Annotated in this window: 18 protein-coding genes; 16 read left to right on the top strand and 2 right to left on the bottom strand. The window is 71.7% G+C overall.

The annotated features are described in order from the left end of the window. The first annotated feature begins 99 nt into the window (after positions 1–99). Complete coding sequence (locus tag NP777_RS13320; protein ID WP_256650339.1) at positions 100–1,968, top strand: cell division protein PerM; 1,869 nt, start codon at positions 100–102, stop codon at positions 1,966–1,968. A 100-nt stretch (positions 1,969–2,068) separates the two neighbouring features. Here the strand turns inward: NP777_RS13320 and NP777_RS13325 are convergent, their stop codons facing one another. Further along, positions 2,069–2,926, bottom strand: coding sequence for a hypothetical protein (locus NP777_RS13325; RefSeq protein WP_256650340.1), 858 nt, complete (start codon positions 2,924–2,926; stop codon positions 2,069–2,071). Between the two features lie 401 nt (positions 2,927–3,327). Between NP777_RS13325 and purN the strand changes: the two genes are divergently transcribed. From purN to NP777_RS13400, 15 genes are all read left to right on the top strand, one after another. Next, positions 3,328–3,984 carry a phosphoribosylglycinamide formyltransferase gene (gene purN, locus NP777_RS13330; RefSeq protein ID WP_256650341.1) on the top strand — a complete coding sequence of 219 codons (657 nt, stop codon included), beginning with the start codon at positions 3,328–3,330 and terminating at the stop codon, positions 3,982–3,984. Beyond that, the gene (gene purH, locus NP777_RS13335; RefSeq protein ID WP_256650342.1) at positions 3,981–5,546 is read left to right on the top strand and encodes a bifunctional phosphoribosylaminoimidazolecarboxamide formyltransferase/IMP cyclohydrolase; all 1,566 of its coding nucleotides are present in this window, start codon (positions 3,981–3,983) and stop codon (positions 5,544–5,546) included. Before purN ends, purH begins: the two co-directional genes overlap by 4 nt. Before the next feature lie 155 nt (positions 5,547–5,701). Continuing rightward, complete coding sequence (locus NP777_RS13340) at positions 5,702–6,586, top strand: bifunctional methylenetetrahydrofolate dehydrogenase/methenyltetrahydrofolate cyclohydrolase (RefSeq protein ID WP_256650343.1); 885 nt, start codon at positions 5,702–5,704, stop codon at positions 6,584–6,586. After that, on the top strand, positions 6,576–7,040 hold the full coding sequence (locus NP777_RS13345; protein ID WP_256650344.1) for a DUF3017 domain-containing protein: 465 nt from the start codon (positions 6,576–6,578) through the stop codon (positions 7,038–7,040). The genes NP777_RS13340 and NP777_RS13345 overlap by 11 nt, the downstream gene beginning before the upstream one ends. A 401-nt stretch (positions 7,041–7,441) precedes the next feature. Then, positions 7,442–8,524, top strand: coding sequence for a helix-turn-helix domain-containing protein (locus tag NP777_RS13350; protein WP_256650345.1), 1,083 nt, complete (start codon positions 7,442–7,444; stop codon positions 8,522–8,524). A gap of 380 nt (positions 8,525–8,904) precedes the next feature. Beyond that, on the top strand, positions 8,905–9,894 hold the full coding sequence (locus NP777_RS13355) for a malate dehydrogenase (RefSeq protein ID WP_256650346.1): 990 nt from the start codon (positions 8,905–8,907) through the stop codon (positions 9,892–9,894). 423 nt (positions 9,895–10,317) lie between these two features. Continuing rightward, entirely contained in the window at positions 10,318–11,979 is a 1,662-nt protein-coding gene (locus NP777_RS13360) for a hypothetical protein (RefSeq protein ID WP_256650347.1), read from the top strand. Continuing rightward, the gene (locus tag NP777_RS13365; RefSeq protein WP_256650348.1) at positions 11,966–12,427 is read left to right on the top strand and encodes a hypothetical protein; all 462 of its coding nucleotides are present in this window, start codon (positions 11,966–11,968) and stop codon (positions 12,425–12,427) included. The genes NP777_RS13360 and NP777_RS13365 overlap by 14 nt, the downstream gene beginning before the upstream one ends. A 1-nt stretch (position 12,428) precedes the next feature. Further along, complete coding sequence (locus tag NP777_RS13370) at positions 12,429–13,223, top strand: hypothetical protein (RefSeq protein WP_256650349.1); 795 nt, start codon at positions 12,429–12,431, stop codon at positions 13,221–13,223. 131 nt (positions 13,224–13,354) lie between these two features. Then, positions 13,355–14,173 carry a serine/arginine repetitive matrix protein 2 gene (locus NP777_RS13375; protein WP_256650350.1) on the top strand — a complete coding sequence of 273 codons (819 nt, stop codon included), beginning with the start codon at positions 13,355–13,357 and terminating at the stop codon, positions 14,171–14,173. A gap of 221 nt (positions 14,174–14,394) precedes the next feature. Continuing rightward, the gene (locus NP777_RS13380; RefSeq protein WP_256650351.1) at positions 14,395–15,897 is read left to right on the top strand and encodes an aldehyde dehydrogenase family protein; all 1,503 of its coding nucleotides are present in this window, start codon (positions 14,395–14,397) and stop codon (positions 15,895–15,897) included. A 214-nt stretch (positions 15,898–16,111) separates the two neighbouring features. Beyond that, complete coding sequence (locus tag NP777_RS13385) at positions 16,112–17,698, top strand: GMC family oxidoreductase (RefSeq protein WP_256650352.1); 1,587 nt, start codon at positions 16,112–16,114, stop codon at positions 17,696–17,698. After that, a complete protein-coding gene (locus NP777_RS13390) occupies positions 17,698–18,798 on the top strand; it encodes a quaternary amine ABC transporter ATP-binding protein (RefSeq protein ID WP_256650353.1) in 1,101 nt (366 codons plus the stop codon). Before NP777_RS13385 ends, NP777_RS13390 begins: the two co-directional genes overlap by 1 nt. Positions 18,799–18,844: 46 nt before the next feature. After that, positions 18,845–20,866: an ABC transporter permease gene (locus NP777_RS13395; RefSeq protein WP_391858498.1), complete on the top strand. Its 2,022-nt coding sequence runs from the start codon at positions 18,845–18,847 to the stop codon at positions 20,864–20,866. Position 20,867: 1 nt separating this feature from the next. Then, complete coding sequence (locus tag NP777_RS13400; protein WP_256650354.1) at positions 20,868–21,845, top strand: ABC transporter substrate-binding protein; 978 nt, start codon at positions 20,868–20,870, stop codon at positions 21,843–21,845. An 81-nt stretch (positions 21,846–21,926) separates the two neighbouring features. On the opposite strand, the gene NP777_RS13405 is transcribed toward NP777_RS13400, so the two are convergent. Continuing rightward, entirely contained in the window at positions 21,927–22,499 is a 573-nt protein-coding gene (locus NP777_RS13405; protein ID WP_256650355.1) for a Uma2 family endonuclease, read from the bottom strand. Between the last annotated feature and the right edge of the window lie 115 nt (positions 22,500–22,614).

Consider the following 22,614-nt stretch of genomic DNA (forward strand, 5'->3'; position numbering starts at 1 on the left):
CTCATGACTCTATAAAAGACGCATAAGCGGACTAGCCGCGACACGGCGACCAAACCCTTGATGTAGGGATGAAACGGCTGTTATTGGCAGCATGGTCATGTGACGCAAACGACCGATCGCAGCCCGTCGGTGCCCGCACGCGGCCGTTCAGCGCCCCGGCGCTCCTCCGCCATCAGGGAGGCGTTCCTCGGCGGTGTGGTCGCCGCGGGGCTCGGCCTCGGCACGCTCGCCGTGGTCGTGCTGCTGCTGTGGATCACTTCCTCGTCCCCCGCGAGCAGCCCGGACGGAGCGCTGCATGTCGCCGCCGACCTGTGGCTGCTCGGCCATGGCGCCGACCTCGTGCGCACCGAGACGCTCTCCGGCCACACCGCGCCCGTCGGGCTGACCCCGCTGCTGCTCAGCGTGGTGCCGTGCTGGCTGCTCTACCGGGCCGCCCAGCACGCCGTCTACCAGGCGGAGCCAGACGAGGGCGACGGCCAGTGGGTGCCCGAGGAGTCCGTCGTCGATCCGCGCACCGCCTTCGCCTGGGTGACCGGCGGCTATCTGCTGGTGGGCACCGCCGCCGCGGTGTACGCCTCGACCGGGCCGCTGCGTGTCGATCCGCTCAGCGCGCTGCTGCATCTGCCGGTCGTCGCCGGGGCCGTCGCCGCCGTCGGGGTGTGGACGGCCGACGGGCGGTTCCCGCTCCGCCTGCCCGGACAGGTGAGCGGGAGACTGCGGCGGCTCCCCGGCGCCGAATGGACCGTAAGGACGGCCGCGTTCCTGGCCGCGCGCAGCTGGTGCCGGCGCCGCCGGCTGGCCGCCGCGCTACGGGCCGGGACCAGCGGTCTCGTCGTTCTGCTCGGCAGCGGTGCGCTCCTTACGGCGACGTCGATGCTGAGCCACGCGGGCGCCGTGCAGGTGACGTTCCTCAACCTCAGCGATGTGTGGTCGGGGCGGTTCGCGGTGCTGCTGGTGAGCCTGGCGCTGCTGCCGAACGCGATCGTCTGGGGCGCCGCGTACGGGGTCGGGGCGGGGTTCACGGTCGGCGGCGGCAGTGTGGTGGCGCCGCTGGGCATCACCTCCTACCCCCAGCTGCCGCACTTCCCCCTGGTCGCCGCGCTGCCCACGGACGGCTCCGGCGGACCGCTGGTCTGGCTCACGGGGATCGCGGCCGGGGCGTCGGTGGCCTGGTTCATCGGGGTCGCGGCGGTGCGGCGGCCCGGCAAGGGCGAGCCCAGACCGCCCTGGGGCTGGGCCGAGACGCTCGTGCTCGCCGCGCTGGCTGCGGTCGGCTGCGCGGCCACGATGGCGCTGCTGGCCGGGGTCTCGGGCGGACCGCTGGGCATCGGCATCCTCGCCGACCTCGGCCCGAGCTGGTGGCGTACGGGCGTGATCACGCTGGCCTGGACGGGAGTGATCGGGGTGCCCGGCGCCATGGTGCTGCGCTGGTACCGGCTGTGCGTCCCCACCAGGACCTCCTGGCCGGAGTGGAAGGCGGCGCGGGCGGAACTCCGGACGGCCCGCGCACAGGCCCGTACGGTCGCCAGGGAGGCCCGTACGGAGGCCAAGGCCGCCCGTGCGGCGCGGGTCGCGGCCGAGGCGGAGGCGCGGGCGGCGGTGCTGCACACGGTGTCGCCCATGGAGTCCGCCGAGGTACGCGAGGCGATGGCCGAGCCGTGGTGGCAGTGGCTGCGCCCCGGGGCGTCGGGTGCCGACCGCAAGCGGAACCGTAAGGCGGTCACCGGCGCCGGTGCGGAGACGGGGCGGGAGACCGGACGCGAAACCGGTGTGGGCACGATGGCCGGGCTCGCCACGCCCGCGGGCACCCCGGGCGCGGCCGGGGCGGCCCGTCCTCGCCGCCGGGTGCTGAGCCGGAAGCGCGCCCCCGAACCGCAGCCGCCCACCGAGCCCCCGTCCCAGTCCGCCCCGAACCCCCTCCGCAGGGAGCCCCCGGCGCCGCCGGACGACGCCCGCCGCGAACCGTAAGGCGGTCGGCGGGGGCGAGGGCCGTCGGCGGTCGGGGGACGTCGGCCGTGCACGGGGCGCGGCCGGGGCGGGACGTCGGCCGTGCGGGGGCTCGGCGCCGTCAGTCCTGTGTGCTCAGCAGGGGGCGGAGCTGCTCGGGGAGCATGGTTTCGCAGTCGTGGCGCGAGGTCTGCGTAAGGGCGTCGTCCACGCAGGTGTAGTAGTCGCTGTAGACGACCTGGAAGCTGAACGTCGCCGCGACGATGGCGAGCGCGAGTCCGCCCGTCACCAGACCGCTGATCGCCGCCGTCGCCTGCGGCTTCGCCGGGCCGCTGCCGGGCGCGGGCAGCGCCGCCGGGGTGGCGCCGGGCGGCGGGGGCGGGGCGTTCAGGGGCGCGGCCGCGGCCGGGGACGGCGCCGTACGGCGCGGCTTGGCCCGCAGCGAGCTGATGCCCCAGTACAGGGCCAGCACCCCGAGCAGCAGCGCGATCTGCGGCAGGCTGAAGAGCGCGAAGAAGAACGCCCACATGCCCGAGAGCAGCGCGTACCGGGCGCGCCGCTGGGCCGGGTCGTTGGGGTCCCAGCGCGGGCCGCCGGGCCCGCCGGGGCCGGAGGGGCGGTTGGCGCCCGGGGCGCCGCCGAAGCCGCCGCTCTGGCGGCCTGGCTGGCGGCTGCTCCACTGGCTGCCCCAGGCCGGGGGCTGCTGGGGCTGCTGACCGCTCTGGTCGCCGTCCTGCCCGTCCTGCCCGTCCTGGCCACCGTGGCCGCCCTGGGCCCCCGGGCGGCCCTCGCCGCTCTCACCGCCGGAGCCGTCCGGCCGGTGCCGGGGCCGCCAGGGCTGGTCCGGCCTGCCCTCGGGCGGCGGGGCGAACGGATTTTCCTCGTGCTGGTCCCCGTTCTGCCCGCCGGGGGCGGACGAGGACGACGAGGACGAGGACGACGACTGCTGCTCCCGGAGCAGCGGCGTCGTACGCGACATGCGGGCGCCCCTCATCGCCGCCCCCGGGCCTGGGCGGGGGGCGGAGTGAGGCGATGAGCCGCGCGGCGGCGTCGGTCCGGCATGTGGAGTGTGTCTTCCCCTTGTGTCGTCGTCCTGCGCGCCGGGGCGGGTACGGCCTGGTGCCGTACGGCGCGGGTACGGCCGGTGCCGTACCGCTCGGGGCGCGGGCTCGGCGGTCGTTCCCACGGCGTCAGTGGCGTCGGTTGCATTCGCAGTCCAGACGCTACCTCCCGTGCCCGCCCCCGTCCCCTGGGGGCCGCTTCGTGTGCCGGTATCGTTGCTGACGGTCGGCGGCTTCGTAGAGTTCCCCGGAATTGATGAGTCCGCGACCTTGTACGACCACACAAACGGCAGTACCGCCCGCGAGAAAGAGCCCCGCCGTGGCCTCCCCGCCTTCCCCCGTCAGCCCTGCGCGCCCCGGGCGCCCGGTCCGCCTCGTCGTCCTCGTCTCCGGCTCCGGTACGAATCTCCAGGCACTGCTCGACATCATCGCCGCCGAGGGCGTGGCCCGCTACGGCGCCGAGGTGGTGGCCGTGGGCGCCGACCGCGACGGCATCGAGGGCCTGACGCGCGCCGAGCGCGCCGGGATCCCCACGTTCGTCTGCCGGGTCAAGGACCACACCGGCCGCGCCGAGTGGGACGCGGCCCTGGCGGAGGCCACCGCCGCCCACGAGCCGGACCTGGTCGTCTCGGCCGGGTTCATGAAGATCCTGGGCCGGGAGTTCCTCGCCCGGTTCGGTGGCCGCTGCGTCAACACCCATCCCGCGCTGCTCCCCAGCTTTCCCGGCGCCCATGGCGTGCGCGACGCGCTCGCGCACGGAGTGAAGGTGACCGGATGCACCGTCCACTTCGTCGACGACGGCGTCGACACCGGCCCGATCATCGCCCAGGGCGTGGTCGAGGTCCGGGACGAGGACGACGAGTCCGCTCTCCATGAGCGGATCAAGGAAGTCGAGCGCTCGCTGCTCGTCGAGGTCGTGGGGCGTCTGGCCCGTCACGGCTACCGCATAGAGGGACGAAAGGTAAGGATCCCGTGACCGCCGAAGGTACCAAGCGGCCCATCCGCCGCGCGCTGGTCAGCGTCTACGACAAGACGGGTCTCGAGGAGCTGGCCCGAGGGCTGCACGCGGCGGGTGTCCAGCTCGTCTCGACCGGATCGACGGCCGCGAAGATCGCCGCCGCCGGGGTCCCGGTCACCAAGGTCGAGGAGCTGACCGGCTTCCCCGAGTGTCTCGACGGCCGCGTCAAGACGCTGCACCCGCGCGTCCACGCGGGCATCCTGGCCGACCAGCGGCTCGACTCCCACCGTGAACAGCTCCAGGAGCTGGGCGTGGCCCCCTTCGAGCTGGTCGTGGTCAACCTCTATCCGTTCCGCGAGACGGTCGCCTCGGGCGCCGCGCCGGACGAGTGCGTCGAGCAGATCGACATCGGTGGACCCTCCATGGTCCGGGCCGCCGCCAAGAATCACCCGTCCGTGGCCGTGGTCGTCAACCCCGAGCGGTACGACGACGTCCTCAAGGCCGCCGCGGAGGGCGGCTTCGACCTGGAGCGGCGCAAGCGGCTGGCGGCCGAGGCGTTCCAGCACACCGCCGCCTACGACGTGGCGGTGGCCAACTGGTTCGCGGCCGACTACGCGGCGGCGGACGACTCCTCCTTCCCGGAATTCCTGGGCGCCACCGTCACCCGTAAGAACGTGCTGCGCTACGGCGAGAACCCGCATCAGCCCGCCGCCCTCTACACCGATGGCAGCGGTAAGGGGCTCGCGGAGGCCGAGCAGCTGCACGGCAAGGAGATGTCGTTCAACAACTACACCGACACCGAGGCCGCCCGCCGGGCCGCGTACGACCACAGCGAGCCCTGTGTCGCGATCATCAAGCACGCCAACCCGTGCGGGATCGCGGTCGGGGCGGATGTCGCCGAGGCGCACCGTAAGGCGCACGCCTGCGACCCGCTGTCGGCCTTCGGCGGGGTGATCGCCGTCAACCGTCCGGTGTCGGTCGCCATGGCCGAGCAGGTCGCCGAGATCTTCACCGAGGTGATCGTCGCCCCGGCGTACGAGGACGGCGCGGTCGAGGCGCTCGCCCGTAAGAAGAACATCCGGGTGCTGCGCTGCGCGGAGTCGCCGGTGGAGGCCGCCGAGCGGCGCCCCATCGAGGGCGGCACGCTCGTCCAGGTCAAGGACCGCCTCCAGGCCGAGGGCGACGACCCGGCCAACTGGACCCTCGCCACGGGCGAGGCGCTGGACGCCGACGGCCTCGCCGAGCTGGCCTTCGCCTGGCGCTCCTGCCGTGCGGTGAAGTCCAACGCGATCCTGCTCGCCAAGGGCGGCGCCACGGTCGGCGTCGGCATGGGCCAGGTCAACCGCGTGGACTCGGCGAAGCTGGCCGTCGAGCGGGCCGGTGCCGAGCGGGCCGCCGGTTCGTACGCCGCCTCCGACGCCTTCTTCCCGTTCCCGGACGGCTTCGAGGTGCTGGCCGAGGCGGGCGTGCGGGCCGTGGTGCAGCCGGGCGGCTCGGTCCGTGACGAGGCGGTGGTGGAGGCCGCCCAGAAGGCGGGTGTGACCATGTACTTCACGGGCACGCGCCACTTCTTCCACTGAGCGAGTACCGAGTGCCGGCGAGCGAGCACCGGGCGATCGCTGAGCGAGCACAGGAGGCCGCACCCCGACCGGATCGCGGGGTGCGGCCTTCGCCGGTCCGGCCCCGACCGGCCCCTGATTGGATCCGACGTCCCCGCATCCGGGAGGATGAAGTCATGACCGCCCAGATTCTCGATGGCAAGGCAACCGCAGCCGCGATCAAGTCCGATCTCGTCAGCCGCGTGGAGGCGCTGAAGGCCAAGGGCATCCATCCCGGCCTCGGGACCGTGCTGGTGGGCGAGGACCCCGGCAGCAAGTGGTACGTGGCGGGCAAGCACCGCGACTGCGCCGAGGTCGGCATCGCCTCCATCCGGCGCGACCTGCCCGAGACCGCCACCCAGGAGGAGATCGAGGCGGCGGTCCGGGAGCTCAACGAGGACCCGGCCTGCACGGGCTACATCGTCCAGCTGCCGCTCCCCAAGGGCATCGACGCCAACCGGGTGCTGGAGCTGATCGACCCGTCCAAGGACGCCGACGGGCTGCACCCGATGAACCTCGGCCGCCTCGTGCTCAACGAGAGCGCCCCGCTGCCGTGCACGCCCCAGGGCGTCATCCAACTGCTGCGCCACCACGGTGTGGAGATCAACGGCGCGCATGTGGTGGTCGTCGGCCGCGGTATCACCGTCGGCCGGTCGATTGGGCTGCTGCTGACCCGCCGCTCGGAGAACGCGACGGTCACCCTCTGCCACACCGGCACCCGTGACCTGCCCGGGATCCTGCGCCAGGCCGACATCATCGTGGCGGCCGCCGGGGTACGGCACCTCGTCAAGCCGGAGGACGTCAAGCCGGGCGCGGCGGTGCTCGACGTGGGCGTCAGCCGGGACGAGCACGGCAAGATCGCCGGCGATGTGCACCCCGGTGTGACCGAGGTCGCGGGCTGGGTCTCGCCGAACCCGGGCGGGGTCGGCCCGATGACCCGTGCCCAGCTGCTGGTCAACGTGGTGGAGGCCGCGGAGCGGGACGCGAAGGCGGCCGCCGACGGTGCCGGCCATGACGGCTGAGGCGAGCGAGCCGACGGCCGGGGAGCAGCGGCAGGAGCCGCCCGCGTCGGGGCCCGGCCGGTTCATCCGCAGGTCGCGCCGCTTCCCGCTGATCACCCGGGACACCGCGCGTCCGGAGGGCGGCGGCCGGGCCGCGCCCGGGGCCGCTCCGGCGCCCGCCCGGCAGTGGCCGCTGCTCGCGGTGATGGGCGGGGTGGGTCTGGGGCTGCTGATCGTCGCGCTGGACGCGTTCCGCGCGGGCACGGTGCTGATCGGGCTGTCCCTGCTGGCGGGCGCCTTCTTCCGGTGGGCGCTGCCCGAGGTGGGGATGCTCGCGGTGCGGTCGCGCTTCACCGACATGCTGACCTACGGACTGCTGGGCGCGGCGATCGTGCTGCTGTCCCTGATGGCCCAGCCGGATCCGTGGGTGTCGATCCCGTTCCTTGACGACGTGGTGCATTTCACGGTGCGCTAGCCGACGGTGTGAAACGGCGGCCCGTCCTCTCCCCCGTGGAAGGACGGGCCGCCGTCGTCGTGGCCGGATCCGAATGGTCCGGCGGCGGTCCGCCCTCTCCCCCGAAGAAGGACGGACCGCCTGCTGATCAGGGTTGTGTGTGAGCTGTGCCGGATCAATGAGCGTGGGAACCCTGTGGCGCGGAAGTGACCGTTCCAGCACGAGGTCTCGGCTGTGCAACGACGAGCCGGGTGTGGAGGAGTGCGTACCGGTGCGCGAAATGCTCCGATGCGCCCCCGCCCGAGGAGCTGACATCCTGGGGCAAGGCATCCCTTTGGGTAGTCAGTTCGGGGCCCGGGGACGCCAACAGCGGCCGTAGCGCGGGAGATTGACAGGTACGTGCGGGGGGACAGGGGGAGGCAATGCCTCGTTGGAGGGACTTACCGGAGGAACTCGATCCGCAGGTCCGGGAGTTCACCGGCCGGCTGCGCACGCTCGTCGAGCGCGGCGGGCTGAGCGTCGTCGCCGTCGCCGACCGCACCGGCTACAGCAAGAGTTCCTGGGAGCGCTACCTCAACGGACGGCTGCTGCCCCCGCGGGGCGCGGTGGAGGCCCTGGCCGAGGCCACCGGCGCCGATGCCCATCACCTCAGCACGCTGTGGGAGCTGGCGGAGCGGGCCTGGAGCCGCTCCGAGATGCGGCACGACGTCACGATGGAGGCCATAAGCGTCGCCCAGGCGCGGGCCGCCATGGAGCAGTTCGACCCGGCGGCCCAGGGTGTGGACGCCCGGAAGAACGGCCGCTCCCCGGGGCAGGACCGACCGAGGGTCGAACCGCCCGATCCGGAGCAGCCGTTGGTCGCGACGGCCCCGGTGCTCCCGGCTCGCCCGGCGTCGACCGGGCGGGCACCGGACCCCGCCGAGCCGCCGTCGCCCGCGTCGTCCCCTTCGTCGTCGTCCCCACCGCCGTCGTCGTCGCCGTCCGCGAGGGGGCGGAAGCGTGCCGCGCTGTTCGCCGGGGGCCTGGTGGGCGCGCTCCTGCTCGTCGCCGGTGCGGTCGTCCTGCTCGACGCGGGCGGGGACGGCGAGAAACGAGGGGAGCGGCCCACCACCGCACCGGCCACCAGTGCGCGTCAGCAGCTGCCGGAGGGCGTGAAGTGCGCCGGGCAGGACTGCGCCGGTCAGGATCCGCAGGCCATGGGGTGCGGCACCGCCGCGACGACGACGGCCGACGTCACCGTCGGCACCGCGTATGTCGAGGTTCGCTACAGCAAGACCTGCGAGGCGGCTTGGGCCCGGATCGCTCGGGCCGCCCCGGGCGACGTCATCCAGGTCAAGGCGCCGGGCGCGAATGGCGGCGCGGCCCGCTCGCAGAGCGGCAGGGTCGGCGCCGACGGCGATGCCTACACCAAGATGATCCCGGTGGACGCCGCCGCGCGGGCCACCGCGTGCGCCACCCTCGGCGGCGGTACGCGCGCCTGCACGGCCCCCGGCGCCCGGGGCTGAACGCGAGGGAGCGGGGCCGTCCGGGGGCCGCCTGGAGCCGGTCCGGGTGGTTGTCCGGAGCCGTCCGGAATCGGTCCGGGTGGTTGTCCGGAGCCCGTCCGGAGGAATTCGTGAAACCGGGGGGAATGAGCCGGGGGAATCGGGGCAGGCGCTGCCCGAGCCCCCCCACGGGTGCGGCACTGGGCGGCCGCCTGCACTCCCCCTCCTGGCAGGCGGCCGCCAAAGTGCGCGGTGGTCCTGTGTGCGCGGTGGTCCGGAACGCACGGTGAGCGGTTACACAATGGCCCGAGAGAACGTGGGCCAGGTGCCGTCGGATAGCCTGGCGCAGGTATCTCGACACCAAGAGATCTTGGACTGACAACACAGCGCAGGAGACCGCCATGACCCGCACTCCCGTCACCGTCACCGTCACCGGCGCGGCCGGCCAGATCGGCTACGCGCTGCTCTTCCGCATCGCCTCCGGTCAGCTCCTCGGCGCGGACGTGCCGGTCAAACTGCGTCTCCTGGAGATCCCGCAGGGGCTGAAGGCCGCCGAGGGCACCGCGATGGAGCTCGACGACTGCGCCTTCCCGCTGCTCCAGGGCATCGACATCTCCGACGACCCGAACGTGGGCTTCGACGGTGCGAACGTCGCGCTGCTGGTCGGCGCCCGTCCGCGCACCAAGGGCATGGAGCGCGGCGATCTGCTGGAGGCCAACGGCGGCATCTTCAAGCCGCAGGGCAAGGCCATCAACGACCACGCCGCGGACGACATCAAGGTCCTGGTCGTGGGCAACCCGGCCAACACCAACGCCCTCATCGCCCAGGCCGCCGCGCCGGACGTACCGGCCGAGCGCTTCACCGCGATGACCCGGCTGGACCACAACCGCGCGCTGTCGCAGCTGGCGAAGAAGACCGGCGCGCCGGTCAGCGAGATCAAGAAGCTGACGATCTGGGGCAACCACTCCGCCACCCAGTACCCGGACGTCTTCCACGCCGAGGTCGCGGGCAAGAACGCCGCCGAGGTCGTCAGCGACGAGCAGTGGCTGGCCGACACTTTCATCCCGACCGTCGCCAAGCGCGGTGCCGCGATCATCGAGGCGCGCGGCGCCTCCTCGGCCGCCTCCGCCGCCAACGCCGCCATCGACCACGTCCACACCTGGGTCAACGGCACCGACGCCGACGACTGGACCTCCGCCGGTGTGGTCTCCGACGGCTCGTACGGGGTGCCGGAGGGCCTGATCTCCTCGTTCCCGGTCACCGCGAAGAACGGGAAGTTCGAGATCGTCCAGGGCCTGGACATCAACGAGTTCTCGCGGGTCCGCATCGACGCGTCGGTGAAGGAGCTCGAGGACGAGCGCGAGGCCGTGCGGAACCTCGGCCTGATCTGACGCGCCCCGGCGCTGAGGTGCCCCGGCGCGCCCCCGGCGCGGCCGTTTCCGAAGGGTCATATTCCGGTATTCACTCCGGAGTGTGACCCTTCGGCCATTCACTGTAATCGCGGGTCATCTTCCCCTACCGTGGAGGCAGTTGCTACGGCCTCGGGGGGAAACATGGCCAATACGCGCGGTGATCATTCTTCAAGCGATGATCGTTCTTCAAGCGGTGCTGATTCTTCTGGCGGTGCTGATCCTTTTGTAGGGGATCGCTCTGCGGGGGATCGCTCCGCTCGTCTGCCGCGGTCGCGGGCGGAGCCGTCACCGGCCGTTCCCTCTCCTCCTGCCGACGCCGACGCGTCTCCCTACGCCACCAGCGAGGCCACCCGGCTGTTATGCGCGGGCGCTTATCTGGACGACGACTTCCGGGACGCGGTCGTGGACGAGCTGTATGTCCACGAGGAGCGCGCCGTGGCGCCCTCGCTGGGCATCGACGCGGTCCGGGTGCTCGCGCACGCGCTGCGCGCACGCCGTCTGGAGGCGTGCTGGACCGCGCTGCTGGTGTCCTTATGGGTGCTGGACTTCCTGCTGGCCCAGGGCTTCTTCTATCTCTTTCTGCTCTCCTGCGTGTTGTTACTGCTGGCGGCCTGGGCCAGGGGTGGTGCCATGGGAGCCTTCCGCGCCGACTATCCCGGGGCCGACGGGGTCACCGTCACCCGGCGGCGAGCGGCCGCGGTGCTGCGGGTGCTCGGCTGTCTGACCCTGCTGTCCTATGTGTTCTCCGCCCTGACGCAGGCGCTCACGGACGGGCAGTCCGATCCGGGCGGGCTGCGGGACTTCGCACCGGTCCTGGCCACCGGGTCGGACACCACCGCCGCCTGGTTCGCGCTGGTGATCCCGGCCGCGATGGCCGCCGCGGTCGCCCTGCACCGTGAGCATGTGGCCCGGGTGCTGGCCACCGATCTGGAGCCGGAGACCTTCGCCGACCCCGCCGCGGACCCCGCGGAGCGGTTCGAGGGCGGGCGGTTCCAGCGGGTGCGGGCCCTGATCCGCCGTGAGCAGCACTCACCGGTGATCCTCTACCACGATCGGCACCCCTTCCTCGGCGCGGGCACCGCCCATGACACCTGGACCCTCGCCGTCGAGCTGCGGCCGCGTGAGGGCGGCGATCCGGTGCCGCTGGACAACCGGGTGATCCTGGAGCGGATCCGGCCGCTGGTCGAGAAGTTGCGCACCCCCTCCGCGCAGGGCGCTGCCTCCGCGCAGGGCACCGCCTCCGCCCAAGGCGCCGCCTCCGCCCAAGGCACCGCCCCAGCTCAAGGCACCGCTCGTGCCGCAGCCGAGAGCCGCGACCGGCTGCGCGGCCTGGAGCTCGACGAATGCGTCTTCCTCAAGGTCACCGGATTACGGAGCCGCTCCTTCGTGCCGTACGGCGAGGCGGACTTCGCGCGGGAGCGGGCGGAGGCCGTCGAGGAGGGCGGCGAGATCCGCCGGCACTTTCTGCGCATCCGCGTCGGCGCATGGCGGGAAGAGGTCGTCATCACGGTCTTCGTACGGGTGCATACGCAGGGCGGCATGCTGATGCTGGAGTTCGCCCCGCATGTGCTGCGCCCGATCCGCCCGGACTTCCGTGCGGTCGACCGGCTCTCCGACTCCCACCGCCGCGGCGGGCTGCCGGGCAAGGCGATCTGGGCCCTGGGGCGGACGCCCACGGCGGCGGGCCGGGCGGTCATCCACGCCTTCCGCTCAGCCGCCTTCCTCTGGCGGATGTACGCGGGGGGCTATGAGGCCGCCATCCCCGACGGGCCCTGGGCCTCGGTGCGGGAGCTGGGCAGCGACTCCGGTGCGTCGCTCTTCCAGGAGATGGATGTCAGCCGCTATCTGAAGAGCGTCGAGGACCGGGTGGCCAACGGCGTGCGAAGGGCGCTCGACGAAGCCGGCTGGGAGACCGGCGAGTTCGAGCAGAAGGTCATCAACGTGAGCGGCGGCGGAGTCTTCATCGAGTCAGCGGAGCACAGTGCCTTCGGCTTCGGTGACCACAACACCATCAGCAACACCACCGGGAGCAATGGAGCGGGAGGCGGCCATGGCGATGGCTGATACGGAGGACGGAAGCGACATGGCCGGCGGCGCGGACCACGCGGCGGGCGCGGGCGGTGGCGGCGCGACCCCGGCGGCGGGCGGCGGGAGCAAGTTCGGGAACATCCGGTTCGGCAAGGTGCAGGGCAGCGCCATCGGCTTCGGTGACCACAACCACATCGTGAACGGACGGCAGGCGGAAGCCCCTTGCGACCCCGCCTATCAGGAGTTGCTGGAAGCCGTTCGGCAGCTTGCCGAGGATCTGCGGCGGGTGGTCCCCGGCCCGGAGGTCGGCGCGCTCTCCGACGAGTTGGACCGGACCGAGGACGAGATCCAGCGCACCGGCCGGGCCGGGGCCGGCCGACTGGCCCGGATCCGGGTGATGTTGCAGGACGCGAGCGCCAGCGTTGGCATGCTCGCCTCGGGCGTCGCCGTCGGACAGGCGGTCGGCGCGCTGTTGGGCGGGTGAGATGAGCATCCCGGGCGGCGAGGGGGGCCGTCGATGGGACGAGGAGGCCCAGCGCTGGATGGGAGCGGGCGCGGAGCCGCCGGCCCCGGGCCGCAGACCACCCAATCCGCATCTGGGCACGGTGCTGCTGGCGGTGCTCGCCGTGGTGCTGGTCGGCGGGATCGGTTTCGGCGCCTGGAAGTTGGTGTCGGGCGGCGGGGATGACAAGCCCGGGGCGGACGGCGGTTCGCCCTCGGCCTCGTCCTGGGCGCCGTCGGCCGAGCAGCCCTCGGCGGCGTCCTCGGGGCCGTACACGGAGCCGACCTCGGCGCCGCCGTCGGTGTCCGGGGACAGCACCCAGGGGCCACCGGCGGACTATGTGCGCACCACCGACGCGGAGGGGTTCCGGCTGGATGTCCCCACGGGCTGGCAGCGGGTCAAGCGCGACACCGGGGTGTTCTACGAGTCGTCCGACGGGAGCAGCCTGATCCAGGTCTTCGCGCTGACCGAGCCCGACATCACGCCGTACGAGGCGCTGAGCCAAGCCGAGACGGGGCTCAAGAAGAACCCCGGCTACAAGCGGTATGACCTCAAGCGGCTCGGGCCCGGCGATGACGCGGACGCGGAGCTGGAGTACGGCTACCGCAGCGCCAAGTACGGCCCGCGCCGGATACTCGACCGGGCCTTCACCGGCCCGGACCGGGTGCAGTACGCGGTGCTGGTCGCCGGCCCGGCCGCCGACTGGCCGAAGCAGCGGGAGCGGCAGGGCATTGTGCTGGCGTCGTTCTGCCCCACCGCCTACTGCCCGGCCACCTGACCGGCGGGCGGGCGACGGATCCGTATCGGTGCGGTGACAGGGGGTGGCGCGGTCCCCGAACCGGGTACACCGATGTGGGCCGGCACGGCTTATCCGCATATGGGAGCAGAGATCCATCATCGGGGGCATAGATGAGCATGCACAACGGGGGAGCACCGGGGCAGGACCCCAGGCGGGCGCTACGGGCGCTGGCGGTGACGATCTTCCTGGTCGCGGGGATCGCGTTCTCCGGATGGGTGGCCTTCGGGGGCGATGGCACCTCCCGGAATCAGGCGGGTCCGCTGCCCTGGGACCGCGAGAGCCCCACGGCCACGCCGAGCGGGGGCGCCTCCCAGCCGAGCGATCTCTACCCCTCGCCCGGCCCCGAGACCAGTGGGCCGACCGATCTCCCGACCGATCTCCCCACGGACCTTCCGACCGGGGCGCCCTCCGGGTCCCCGTCCGCGACGCCGTCCGGTACCCCGTCCGCACCCTCCCTGACGGGTGCCGCCCCGCCCGCGGGCTACAGCACCCAGGCCGACCCGGCCGGGTACCACCTCGCGGTCCCGGACGGATGGCAGCGGACGGCCGAGGGCCCCAGCGTCTACTACACCTCGCCCGACGACAGCACCGTGATCCAGATCTTTGAGCTGCACGGCCCCGAGTCGACGCCGTACGAGTCCGCCCAGGAGGCCGAGCGGATCGCCTCCACTCACCGCGACTACGAGCAGATCGCCCTCACCCGGCTGGGCTCGGGCGCCATGGACCCGGTCCAACTGGAGTACACATACGAGTCCAAGAGCGACGGCCACCGCCGGATACTCGACCGGCGCTTCGCCGCCCCCGGCGGCACCATGTACGCGGTGCTGGTGATCGGCCCCTCCAAGGCCGGGGACCGGGTGGAGGAGCGAGCGGTCCACCAGGCGGCGGTGGACACCTTCTGCCCGACCGCCTACTGCACCGCGTCGTGACCACACCCCCGGCCCTCTTGTGACCCGAACCACTTCTTGACCGCACGGCCTCTTGACACACAGGCCGATCGTGAGCCGGGAGGCCGATTCCGCCTTCGGATCACGTGAGTCGGCCCACTTTCTCTTGCGAATCGCGCATAGGTTCCCGCCTTCCGGTTAGGGGTCCATGTTGCTGGCTTGGACCAGTGGCACAGCACGCGGAACCGGAAGGCAGAAATCACGTGGCGGCAGTCGAGACCATTCATGTGGACGGGGTGTGGCGGGCAGCCGCATCCGGGGCGCAGCGGGAGGTCCTCGACCCCGCGGACGCCAAGACCCTCGCCGTCGTCTCGGAGGGCGGTGCCGAGGACACCGACGCGGCGATCGCGGCCGCGCGTCGCGCCTTCGACCAGGGGCCCTGGCCCGGGACGCCGGTGGCCGAGCGGGCCGCCCTGCTGCGCCGCGTCGCCGACCTGCTCCAGCGTGACCGCGAGACGATCGCGCTCATCGAGAGCCGTGACACCGGCAAGACCCTGGAGGAGGGCCGGGTCGACGTCGACGACGTGACCAACGCCTTCCGTTACTTCGCCGACCTGGTCACGGGCGAGTCGGCCGGGCGCGTGGTCGACGCGGGCACCCCCGATGTGCACAGCGTCGTGGTCCATGAGCCGGTCGGCGTCTGCGCGATGATCACGCCCTGGAACTATCCGCTGCTCCAGGCCAGCTGGAAGGTCGCCCCGGCGCTGGCCGCCGGGAACACCTTTGTGATCAAGCCCAGCGAGGTGACCCCGCTGTCCACCGTCCATCTGGTGAAGCTGCTGGTCGAGGCCGGGCTGCCGACCGGGGTGGCCAATGTGGTCACCGGCGCGGGCGACCCGGTGGGCGCCCGGCTGTCCGAGCACCCCGATGTGGACCTGGTCTCCTTCACCGGTGGCCTGGTCAGCGGCACCAAGGTCGCGCAGGCCGCCGCGCCGACGGTCAAGAAGGTCGCGCTGGAGCTCGGCGGCAAGAACCCCAATGTGGTCTTCGCCGACGCCTGCGCCACCGCCGAGGGCTTTGACACCGCCGTCGACCAGGCCCTGAACGCCGCCTTCATCCACAGCGGCCAGGTCTGCTCGGCCGGTGCCCGGCTGATCATCGAGGAGTCGGTGCGCGAGCGGTTCGTGGCCGAGCTCGCCCGCCGCGCGGAGAAGATCAAGCTGGGCCGCGGCACCGAGCACGGTGTCGAATGCGGTCCGCTGGTCTCGGCCCAGCAGCTGGACAAGACCGAGGCGTATGTGGCGTCCGCCCTCGAGGAGGGCGCGTTGCTGCGTTGCGGTGGCAAGCAGCCGGAGCCCAACGAGGTCCGCCCGGCCACCGGCTACTTCTACCTCCCGACCGTGCTCGACCAGTGCCACCGCGAGATGCGGGTGGTGCGGGAGGAGACGTTTGGGCCGATTCTGACGGTCGAGTCCTTCCAAACCGAGGACGAGGCAGTCACACTCGCCAATGACACGGAGTACGGACTGGCCGGCGCCGTCTGGTCCGCCGACACCGCCCGGGCGCGGCGCGTCGCCGCCCGGCTGCGGCACGGCACCGTGTGGATCAACGACTACCACCCCTACCTTCCGCAGGCCGAATGGGGCGGTTTCGGCAAGTCCGGGGTCGGGCGCGAGCTCGGTCCCGCGGGCCTTGACGAATACCGCGAGACCAAGCACGTCTACGAGAACCTGCGACCGAGCCCGGTGCGCTGGTTCGCCGGCTGACACCACCCCGCCGTCGGCCCCGCCCCGGGGCACGGCCGGGCCCGGACTCGTCCCCTGGGGCCCGGACCCGGCCGCGCCCGATCGCGGCGGCCGACGGCGAGCAGCCGGTAGGCAGTTGAGGCACCCGGCAACACCCCCACCCCCAGGGGCGGCAGCAGCCCCCGGCCCGCACCGGTGCGGGCCGTTTGGGTAAGACCGCGAGGAGTAACCCCACATGTCCGTACCTGTCGCATACGACTACGTCGTGATCGGCGGCGGCACCGCAGGATCGGTGATCGCTTCCCGGCTCACCGAGGACCCGGACATCCATGTCGCCGTCATCGAGGGCGGACCGTCGGATGTCGACCGGCCCGATGTGCTCACCCTGCGCCGCTGGCTCGGCCTGCTCGGCGGCGACTTGGACTACGACTACCCCACCACCGAGCAGCCACGCGGAAATTCGCATATCCGGCACAGCCGGGCGCGGGTGCTCGGCGGATGCTCCTCGCACAACACCCTGATCTCCTTCAAGCCGCTGCCCGGTGACTGGGACGAGTGGGCCGAGGCCGGCGCCGAGGGCTGGGACGCGGAGTCCATGGACCCGTACTTCCAGCGGCTGCGCAACAACATCGTCCCGGTGGACGAGAAGGACCGGAACGCGATCGCGCGGGACTTCGTCGACGCCGCCCAGGCCGCCGCCGGGGTGGAGCGGGTCGAGGGGTTCAACAAGAAGCCGTTCCATGAGGGCGTCGGCTTCTTCGATCTCTCGTACCACCCGGAGAACAACAAGCGTTCCTCGGCGTCGGTCGCCTATCTGCACCCGTTCCTGGACCGGCCGAACCTCCATCTGATGCTGGAGACGTGGGCGTACAAGCTGGAGCTGGACGACACCGGCCGGGTCACCGGCGTCCATGTGCGCACCAAGGACGGCGCGGAGATCCTGGTCCGGGCCGAGACCGAGGTCCTGGTCTGCGCGGGCGCCGTGGACACCCCGCGGCTGCTGATGCACTCCGGTATCGGGCCCAAGGGCGATCTGGAGGCGCTGGGCATTCCCGCGGTCCACGATCTGCCGGGCGTCGGCGAGAACCTGCTCGACCACCCCGAGTCGGTCATCGTGTGGGAGACGGACGGCCCGATTCCGGACAATTCCGCGATGGACTCCGACGCGGGGCTGTTCATCCGGCGCGACCCCGAATCCCGGGGCCCGGACCTGATGTTCCACTTCTACCAAATCCCGTTCACCGACAATCCGGAGCGGCTGGGCTACGAAAAGCCCGAGCACGGCGTGTCGATGACCCCCAACATCCCCAAGCCGCGCAGCCGCGGCCGGCTCTATCTCACCAGCGCCGACCCGTCCATCAAGCCCGCCCTCGACTTCCGGTACTTCACGGACGAGGAGGACTACGACGGCCGCACGCTGGTCGACGGCATCCGTGTCGCGCGTGAGATCGCCAAGACCGAACCGCTGGCGAGCTGGCTCAAGCGCGAGGTGTGCCCGGGCCCGGAGATCACCTCGGACGAGGAGATCAGCGAGTACGCCCGCAAGGTCGCGCACACCGTGTACCACCCGGCGGGCACCTGTCGTATGGGTGCCACGTCGGACGAACTCGCCGTGGTCGGCCCCGATCTGCGGATCCGGGGCCTGAGCGGCGTCCGTATCGCCGACGCGTCCGTCTTCCCGACGATGCCGGCCGTGAACCCGATGATCGGAGTCCTGATGGTGGGCGAGAAGTGCGCCGAGCTGCTGTTCGAGGAGCGCGATCGGGAGCGGCACAGGCCCGATGACCGAGCCGCCACGCATCAGCCGGGAGGTGAGGCGTGATGGCTACGACCGTGGTCCCCGAGACGCCCGACACCCCCAGGATCCCCGAGAGCGGCGAGCGCGCCCCGGTGTTCTCGGTCCGCGACCTGTGGAAGGTCTTCGGCCCCAAGGCCGACCGGATCCCCGGTTCCGCCGAGGCGGAGCTGTCCGCCGGTGAGCTGCGCGCCCGCACCGGCTGCACCGCCGCCGTCCGCGAGGTCTCCTTCGACGTCCAGCCGGGCGAGGTGTTCGTGGTCATGGGGCTGTCCGGCTCCGGCAAGTCCACCCTCGTCCGCTGCCTCACCCGGCTGATAGAGCCCACCTCCGGCACCCTGAAGATCGACGGCGAGGACGTCCTGGCCATGGACAAGGCGCGGCTGCGCGATCTGCGCCGGCACCGCGCCGCCATGGTCTTCCAGCACTTCGGGCTGCTGCCGCACCGCTCCGTCCTCGACAACGTCGCCTACGGGCTGGAGATCCAGGGCGTGGGCAAGGCCGAGCGCCGGGCCAAGGCCGCCGAGGTGGTGGAGAAGGTCGGCCTCACCGGTCTCGAGCGCCGCCGCCCCGGCCAGCTCTCCGGCGGTCAGCAGCAGCGGGTGGGCCTGGCTCGGGCGCTCGCCGTCGACCCCGAGGTGCTGCTCTTCGACGAGCCGTTCAGCGCGCTCGACCCGCTGATCCGCCGCGATATGCAGGAGGAGGTCATCCGGCTGCACCACGAGGAGGGCCGGACGATGGTCTTCATCACCCATGACCTCAGCGAGGCGCTGCGGCTCGGTGACCGCATCATGCTGATGCGCGATGGCGGGATCGTGCAGCTGGGCACCCCGGAGGAGATCGTCGGCTCCCCGGCGGACGACTACGTACGGGATTTCGTCCGCGATGTGCCGCGCGAGCAGGTGCTGACCGTGCGCCGCGCGATGCGCCCCGCGACGTCCGACGAGCAGGACGGCGGGCCCGCGCTGGCCCCGGGCACCACGGTCGCCGACGCGATCGAGGCCGTGGCCCGCACTGGCGGCCCCGCGCGCGTCGTGGACGGCGGCCGCTGCCTGGGCGTCGTCGACCACGCCTGTCTGCTGAGCGTCGTCGCGGGCCTGGACGGCAAGGAGGTGGCCGCGGCATGAGCCCCACCTCGACCCTCTCTCCACCAGGCCGCACCGGGGGGCGCCGGTGAGTGCCACCACCACCCGCCCCTCCACCGACCCCGCCACCGAACCGGCGGCCGGCGGGACCGCGCCGGACGAGACGCGTCCGTCCCCGCTGAGCGCCGTCGTGCGCAGCCGCGCCGCGCGCAAGCTGGCGGTGCTCGTGGTGATCGCCGCCGTGCTGGTGCCCCTCGCGCACGCCAAGTGGGCGAGCGGCAGCTGGCCGGGCGCGCTGACCGTCGATGTCTCCGAGCCGCTCGGCAAGGCCAGCGACTGGATCATCGACAACCGCGACAGCCACTGGATCTTTCTCTACTTCTTCGGCCACATCAGCAACGCGGTCATCATCTGTGTGCGCGTCGTCTATGTCGTTCTGCTGACCCTCGGCTGGGCCGGGGTGACCGCCGCCTCGACCCTGCTGGCCTGGCGGGTCGCCGGGGTGCGGGTCGCGGTGACGACGCTGGTGTCCTTCGCCGTGTGCGGGCTGCTGGGCATGTGGGTGCCGACGATGCAGACGCTCGCGCTGATGGCCGTCGCCGTCACCGCGTCCGTCGTCATCGGCGGGCTGCTGGGTCTGGCCGGCGGGCTCTCGGAACGGGCGTTCCGGGCGCTGCGTCCGATTCTGGACACCATGCAGGTGCTGCCCGCGTTCGCCTATCTGCTGCCCGTCGTGCTGATCTTCGGCATCGGCGTACCGGGCGCGGTGCTGGCCACCGTGATCTACGCGGCGCCGCCGATGGCCCGGCTCACCGCCCTCGGTCTGCGCGGCGCGGACGCCGGGGTGCTGGAGGCGGTGGCCTCGCTCGGCGCGACCTGGCGGCAGCGGCTGCTGTCGGCCCGGCTACCGCTGGCCCGCAAGGAGCTGCTGCTGGGCGTCAACCAGACGATCATGATGGCACTGTCCATGGCCGTCATCGCCTCGGTGATCGGCGGCGGCGGTCTCGGTGACCGCGTCTACCAGGCGCTGTCCAGCGTGGACGTCGGCAAGGCGCTGGCCGCCGGCCTCCCGATCGTGCTGCTCGCCGTCGTGATGGACCGCACCACCGCGTCGGCGGGCGAGCGCCTCGGCGAGCCCCCGGCCGAGGACGGGCACCGGCTGCTGCGCGGCTGGCCCGCCTGGGCGGGCGTCGGGGTGATCACCGTGGTGGTGGCCCTCATCGGACGGCTGGCCGGGTCCCAGACCTGGCCGACCGGCTGGGCGATTCCCATCGAGGAGCCGGTCAACCAGTTCAAGGACTGGATGGTCGACCATCTCTACACGGGTGTGCCGGTCGTCGGCGGTACCGCCGAATGGGCCTCGGACTACGTCAAGTGGATCCTGGACCCGCTGCGCGAGGGGCTGCAGGGCCTCCCGTGGTACGCGGTGCTGCTGATCGTCGCCACGCTGGCCTGGCTGATCGGCACCTGGGCCACCGCCCTGACCGCCACCGCCGCCATGGCCGCGATCGGTGTGCTCGGGGTGTGGGAGCCGTCCATGGACACCCTCTCCCAGGTGCTTGCGGCCGTCTTCGTCACCCTGGTGCTCGGCTTCGCGATCGGCATCGCGGCCGCGCGGTCCACCCGGCTGGAGCGGCTGCTGCGGCCGGTGCTGGATGTGTGCCAGACCATGCCGCAGTTCGTGTATCTGATCCCGGTGGTCGCGCTGTTCGGCGTCGGCCGCGCCCCGGCCGCGGCCGCGGCCATCGTCTACGCGCTGCCCGCCGTCATCCGCATCACCACCCAGGGGCTGCGGAACGTGGATCCGGCGGCGCTGGAGTCGGCGCGTTCGCTCGGCGCCACCCAGGGGCAGCAACTGCGTCAGGTCCAGCTCCCGCTGGCCCGCCCGGCGCTGCTGCTCGCCGTCAACCAGGGCGTGGTGCTGGTGCTCGCCGTGGTGATCATCGGCGGTCTGGTGGGCTCGGGTGCGCTCGGCTACGACGTGGTGTTCGGCCTGGCCCAGGGCGATCTGGCCACCGGTCTGGTCGCCGGCGCGGCGATCGTCTGCCTGGGTCTGATGCTGGACCGGGTCACCCAGCCGACATCGCGCCGCGACAGGAAGGGGGCCTGAGATGGCTCGCACCCGCACTCAGCTGCTGATGGCCGCCGCCGGGGTCACGGCCGTGTTCACCGCGACCGGCTGCGGCGCGGCGGACATGACCAAGCAGTCCTCGCCGTACGCCAATGTGGGCGGGGCGAAGAGCGTCACGCTCTCGGTCCAGTCGTGGGTCGGCGCCCAGTCCAATGTCGCGGTCGCCCAGTATCTGCTGGAGCACGAGCTGGGCTATCGCGTCGACACCGTTCAGGTGGACGAGGTTCCGGCGTGGGACGCGCTCAGCCAGGACCGGGTGGACGCGATCCTGGAGGACTGGGGCCACCCGGACCAGGAGCAGCGCTACGTCAAGGACAAGAAGACGATCGTGCCGGGCGGCGGGCTCGGCGTCACCGGCCATATCGGCTGGTGGGTGCCGAAATACTTCGCCGACGCCCATCCGGACGTGCTGGACTGGAAGAACCTCAACAAGTACGCGAAGACCTTCAAGACCGCGGAGAGCGGCGGCAAGGGCCAGCTGCTGGACGGTTCACCGTCCTATGTCACCAATGACAAGGCACTGGTGAAGAACCTGAAGCTGAACTACCAGATCGTGTTCGCGGGTTCGGAAGCGGCGCAGATCACCCAGATGAAGCAGTTCGCCAAGGCGAAGAAGCCGTTCCTGTCGTACTGGTACGAGCCGCAGTGGCTGTTCAACCAGGTGCCGATGGTCGAGGTCAAGCTGCCCAAGTACACGGACAAGTGCGCTGAGGAGGGCGCCAAGGACCCCGACTCCTTCGACTGCGCCTACCCGACCACACCGCTGCAGAAGTATCTGAACGCGGACTTCGCGAAGAAGGGCGGCAAGGCGGCGGCGTTCCTGAAGAAGTTCCACTGGACCAAGAAGGACCAGAACGAGGTGTCCGAGTTGATCGCCTCGAAGGGAATGTCGGCACAGGACGCCGCGAAGAAGTGGGTCGAGGCGCATCCGGACGTCTGGAAGAAGTGGCTGCCCTGAGCCCGGATCGAACTCAGGGCGGTCGGCGTAGCCGAATTACTTGAGACCGGATTACTTGAAACCGGATTACTTGAGACCGGATTACTTGAGGAAGCCCGCGGTGTCGAGAGTGAGGCCGAGCGGCTCGGGGAGCGTCACCGGCTCTCCGAAAGCCGCTCGGTGCTCGTCCCGGTAGCGGCCCTTTCCGTCCGGTGCGGAGTACACGGTCGTGGAGCCCTCGTTGTGGTGCGGGTCGATCAGCAAATAGATCGGCACGTTGGAGTGGGCGTAGCCCTTGACCTTGGCCCCGAGATCGCGCGCTCGTGTGGAGGGCGATGTGATCTCGGCGACGAGCAGGACGTCACTCGCCTCGACCTGCCACTCCTCCATGCTCTTCAGCGCTTCCGACTCACAGATGAGCAGGTCCGGGATGAACCTCTCTTCCGTCGCGGGGAGGAAGACCGTTGTGGTGTTGGTAATGCGCCATTGAGTCGGTACTTCGCGTACGAGCTGGAGGTTCAGCTCGCTGAAGATCCAGTTGTGGAAATTCGCAGGCGTCGGTGAGATGACGATCTCCCCCCCGATGAGTTCTGCCCGCATTCCATCCGGCAGCTCGAGCTGGGCGTGGATGTCGAGCAGATTTACGAACTCTTGGTCGGGCAGTGGCGCCGTCATCACGAGACCTCCCATTGGTGGGTCCCCCTTCTGGCTGTGTTGCGTTCGTGCCGTACTGCCTTGCGGGGGCCTGCCACCATCATGCGTGATGCGATGACTCCGACGTCGGACAATG

Origin of the sequence: Streptomyces rugosispiralis, assembly GCF_024505145.1 — a bacterium.
Lineage (GTDB): Bacteria > Actinomycetota > Actinomycetes > Streptomycetales > Streptomycetaceae > Streptomyces > Streptomyces rugosispiralis.

Coding starts and splice junctions, on each gene's coding strand:
- NP777_RS13325 (WP_256650340.1), bottom strand. CDS start 2,926: ATGTCGCGTACGACGCCGCTGCTCCGGGAGCAGCAGTCGTCGTCCTCG.
- NP777_RS13400 (WP_256650354.1), top strand. CDS start 20,868: ATGGCTCGCACCCGCACTCAGCTGCTGATGGCCGCCGCCGGGGTCACG.
- NP777_RS13355 (WP_256650346.1), top strand. CDS start 8,905: ATGACCCGCACTCCCGTCACCGTCACCGTCACCGGCGCGGCCGGCCAG.
- NP777_RS13370 (WP_256650349.1), top strand. CDS start 12,429: ATGAGCATCCCGGGCGGCGAGGGGGGCCGTCGATGGGACGAGGAGGCC.
- NP777_RS13365 (WP_256650348.1), top strand. CDS start 11,966: ATGGCGATGGCTGATACGGAGGACGGAAGCGACATGGCCGGCGGCGCG.
- NP777_RS13375 (WP_256650350.1), top strand. CDS start 13,355: ATGAGCATGCACAACGGGGGAGCACCGGGGCAGGACCCCAGGCGGGCG.
- NP777_RS13350 (WP_256650345.1), top strand. CDS start 7,442: ATGCCTCGTTGGAGGGACTTACCGGAGGAACTCGATCCGCAGGTCCGG.
- NP777_RS13390 (WP_256650353.1), top strand. CDS start 17,698: ATGGCTACGACCGTGGTCCCCGAGACGCCCGACACCCCCAGGATCCCC.
- NP777_RS13345 (WP_256650344.1), top strand. CDS start 6,576: ATGACGGCTGAGGCGAGCGAGCCGACGGCCGGGGAGCAGCGGCAGGAG.
- NP777_RS13385 (WP_256650352.1), top strand. CDS start 16,112: ATGTCCGTACCTGTCGCATACGACTACGTCGTGATCGGCGGCGGCACC.
- NP777_RS13405 (WP_256650355.1), bottom strand. CDS start 22,499: ATGACGGCGCCACTGCCCGACCAAGAGTTCGTAAATCTGCTCGACATC.
- NP777_RS13340 (WP_256650343.1), top strand. CDS start 5,702: ATGACCGCCCAGATTCTCGATGGCAAGGCAACCGCAGCCGCGATCAAG.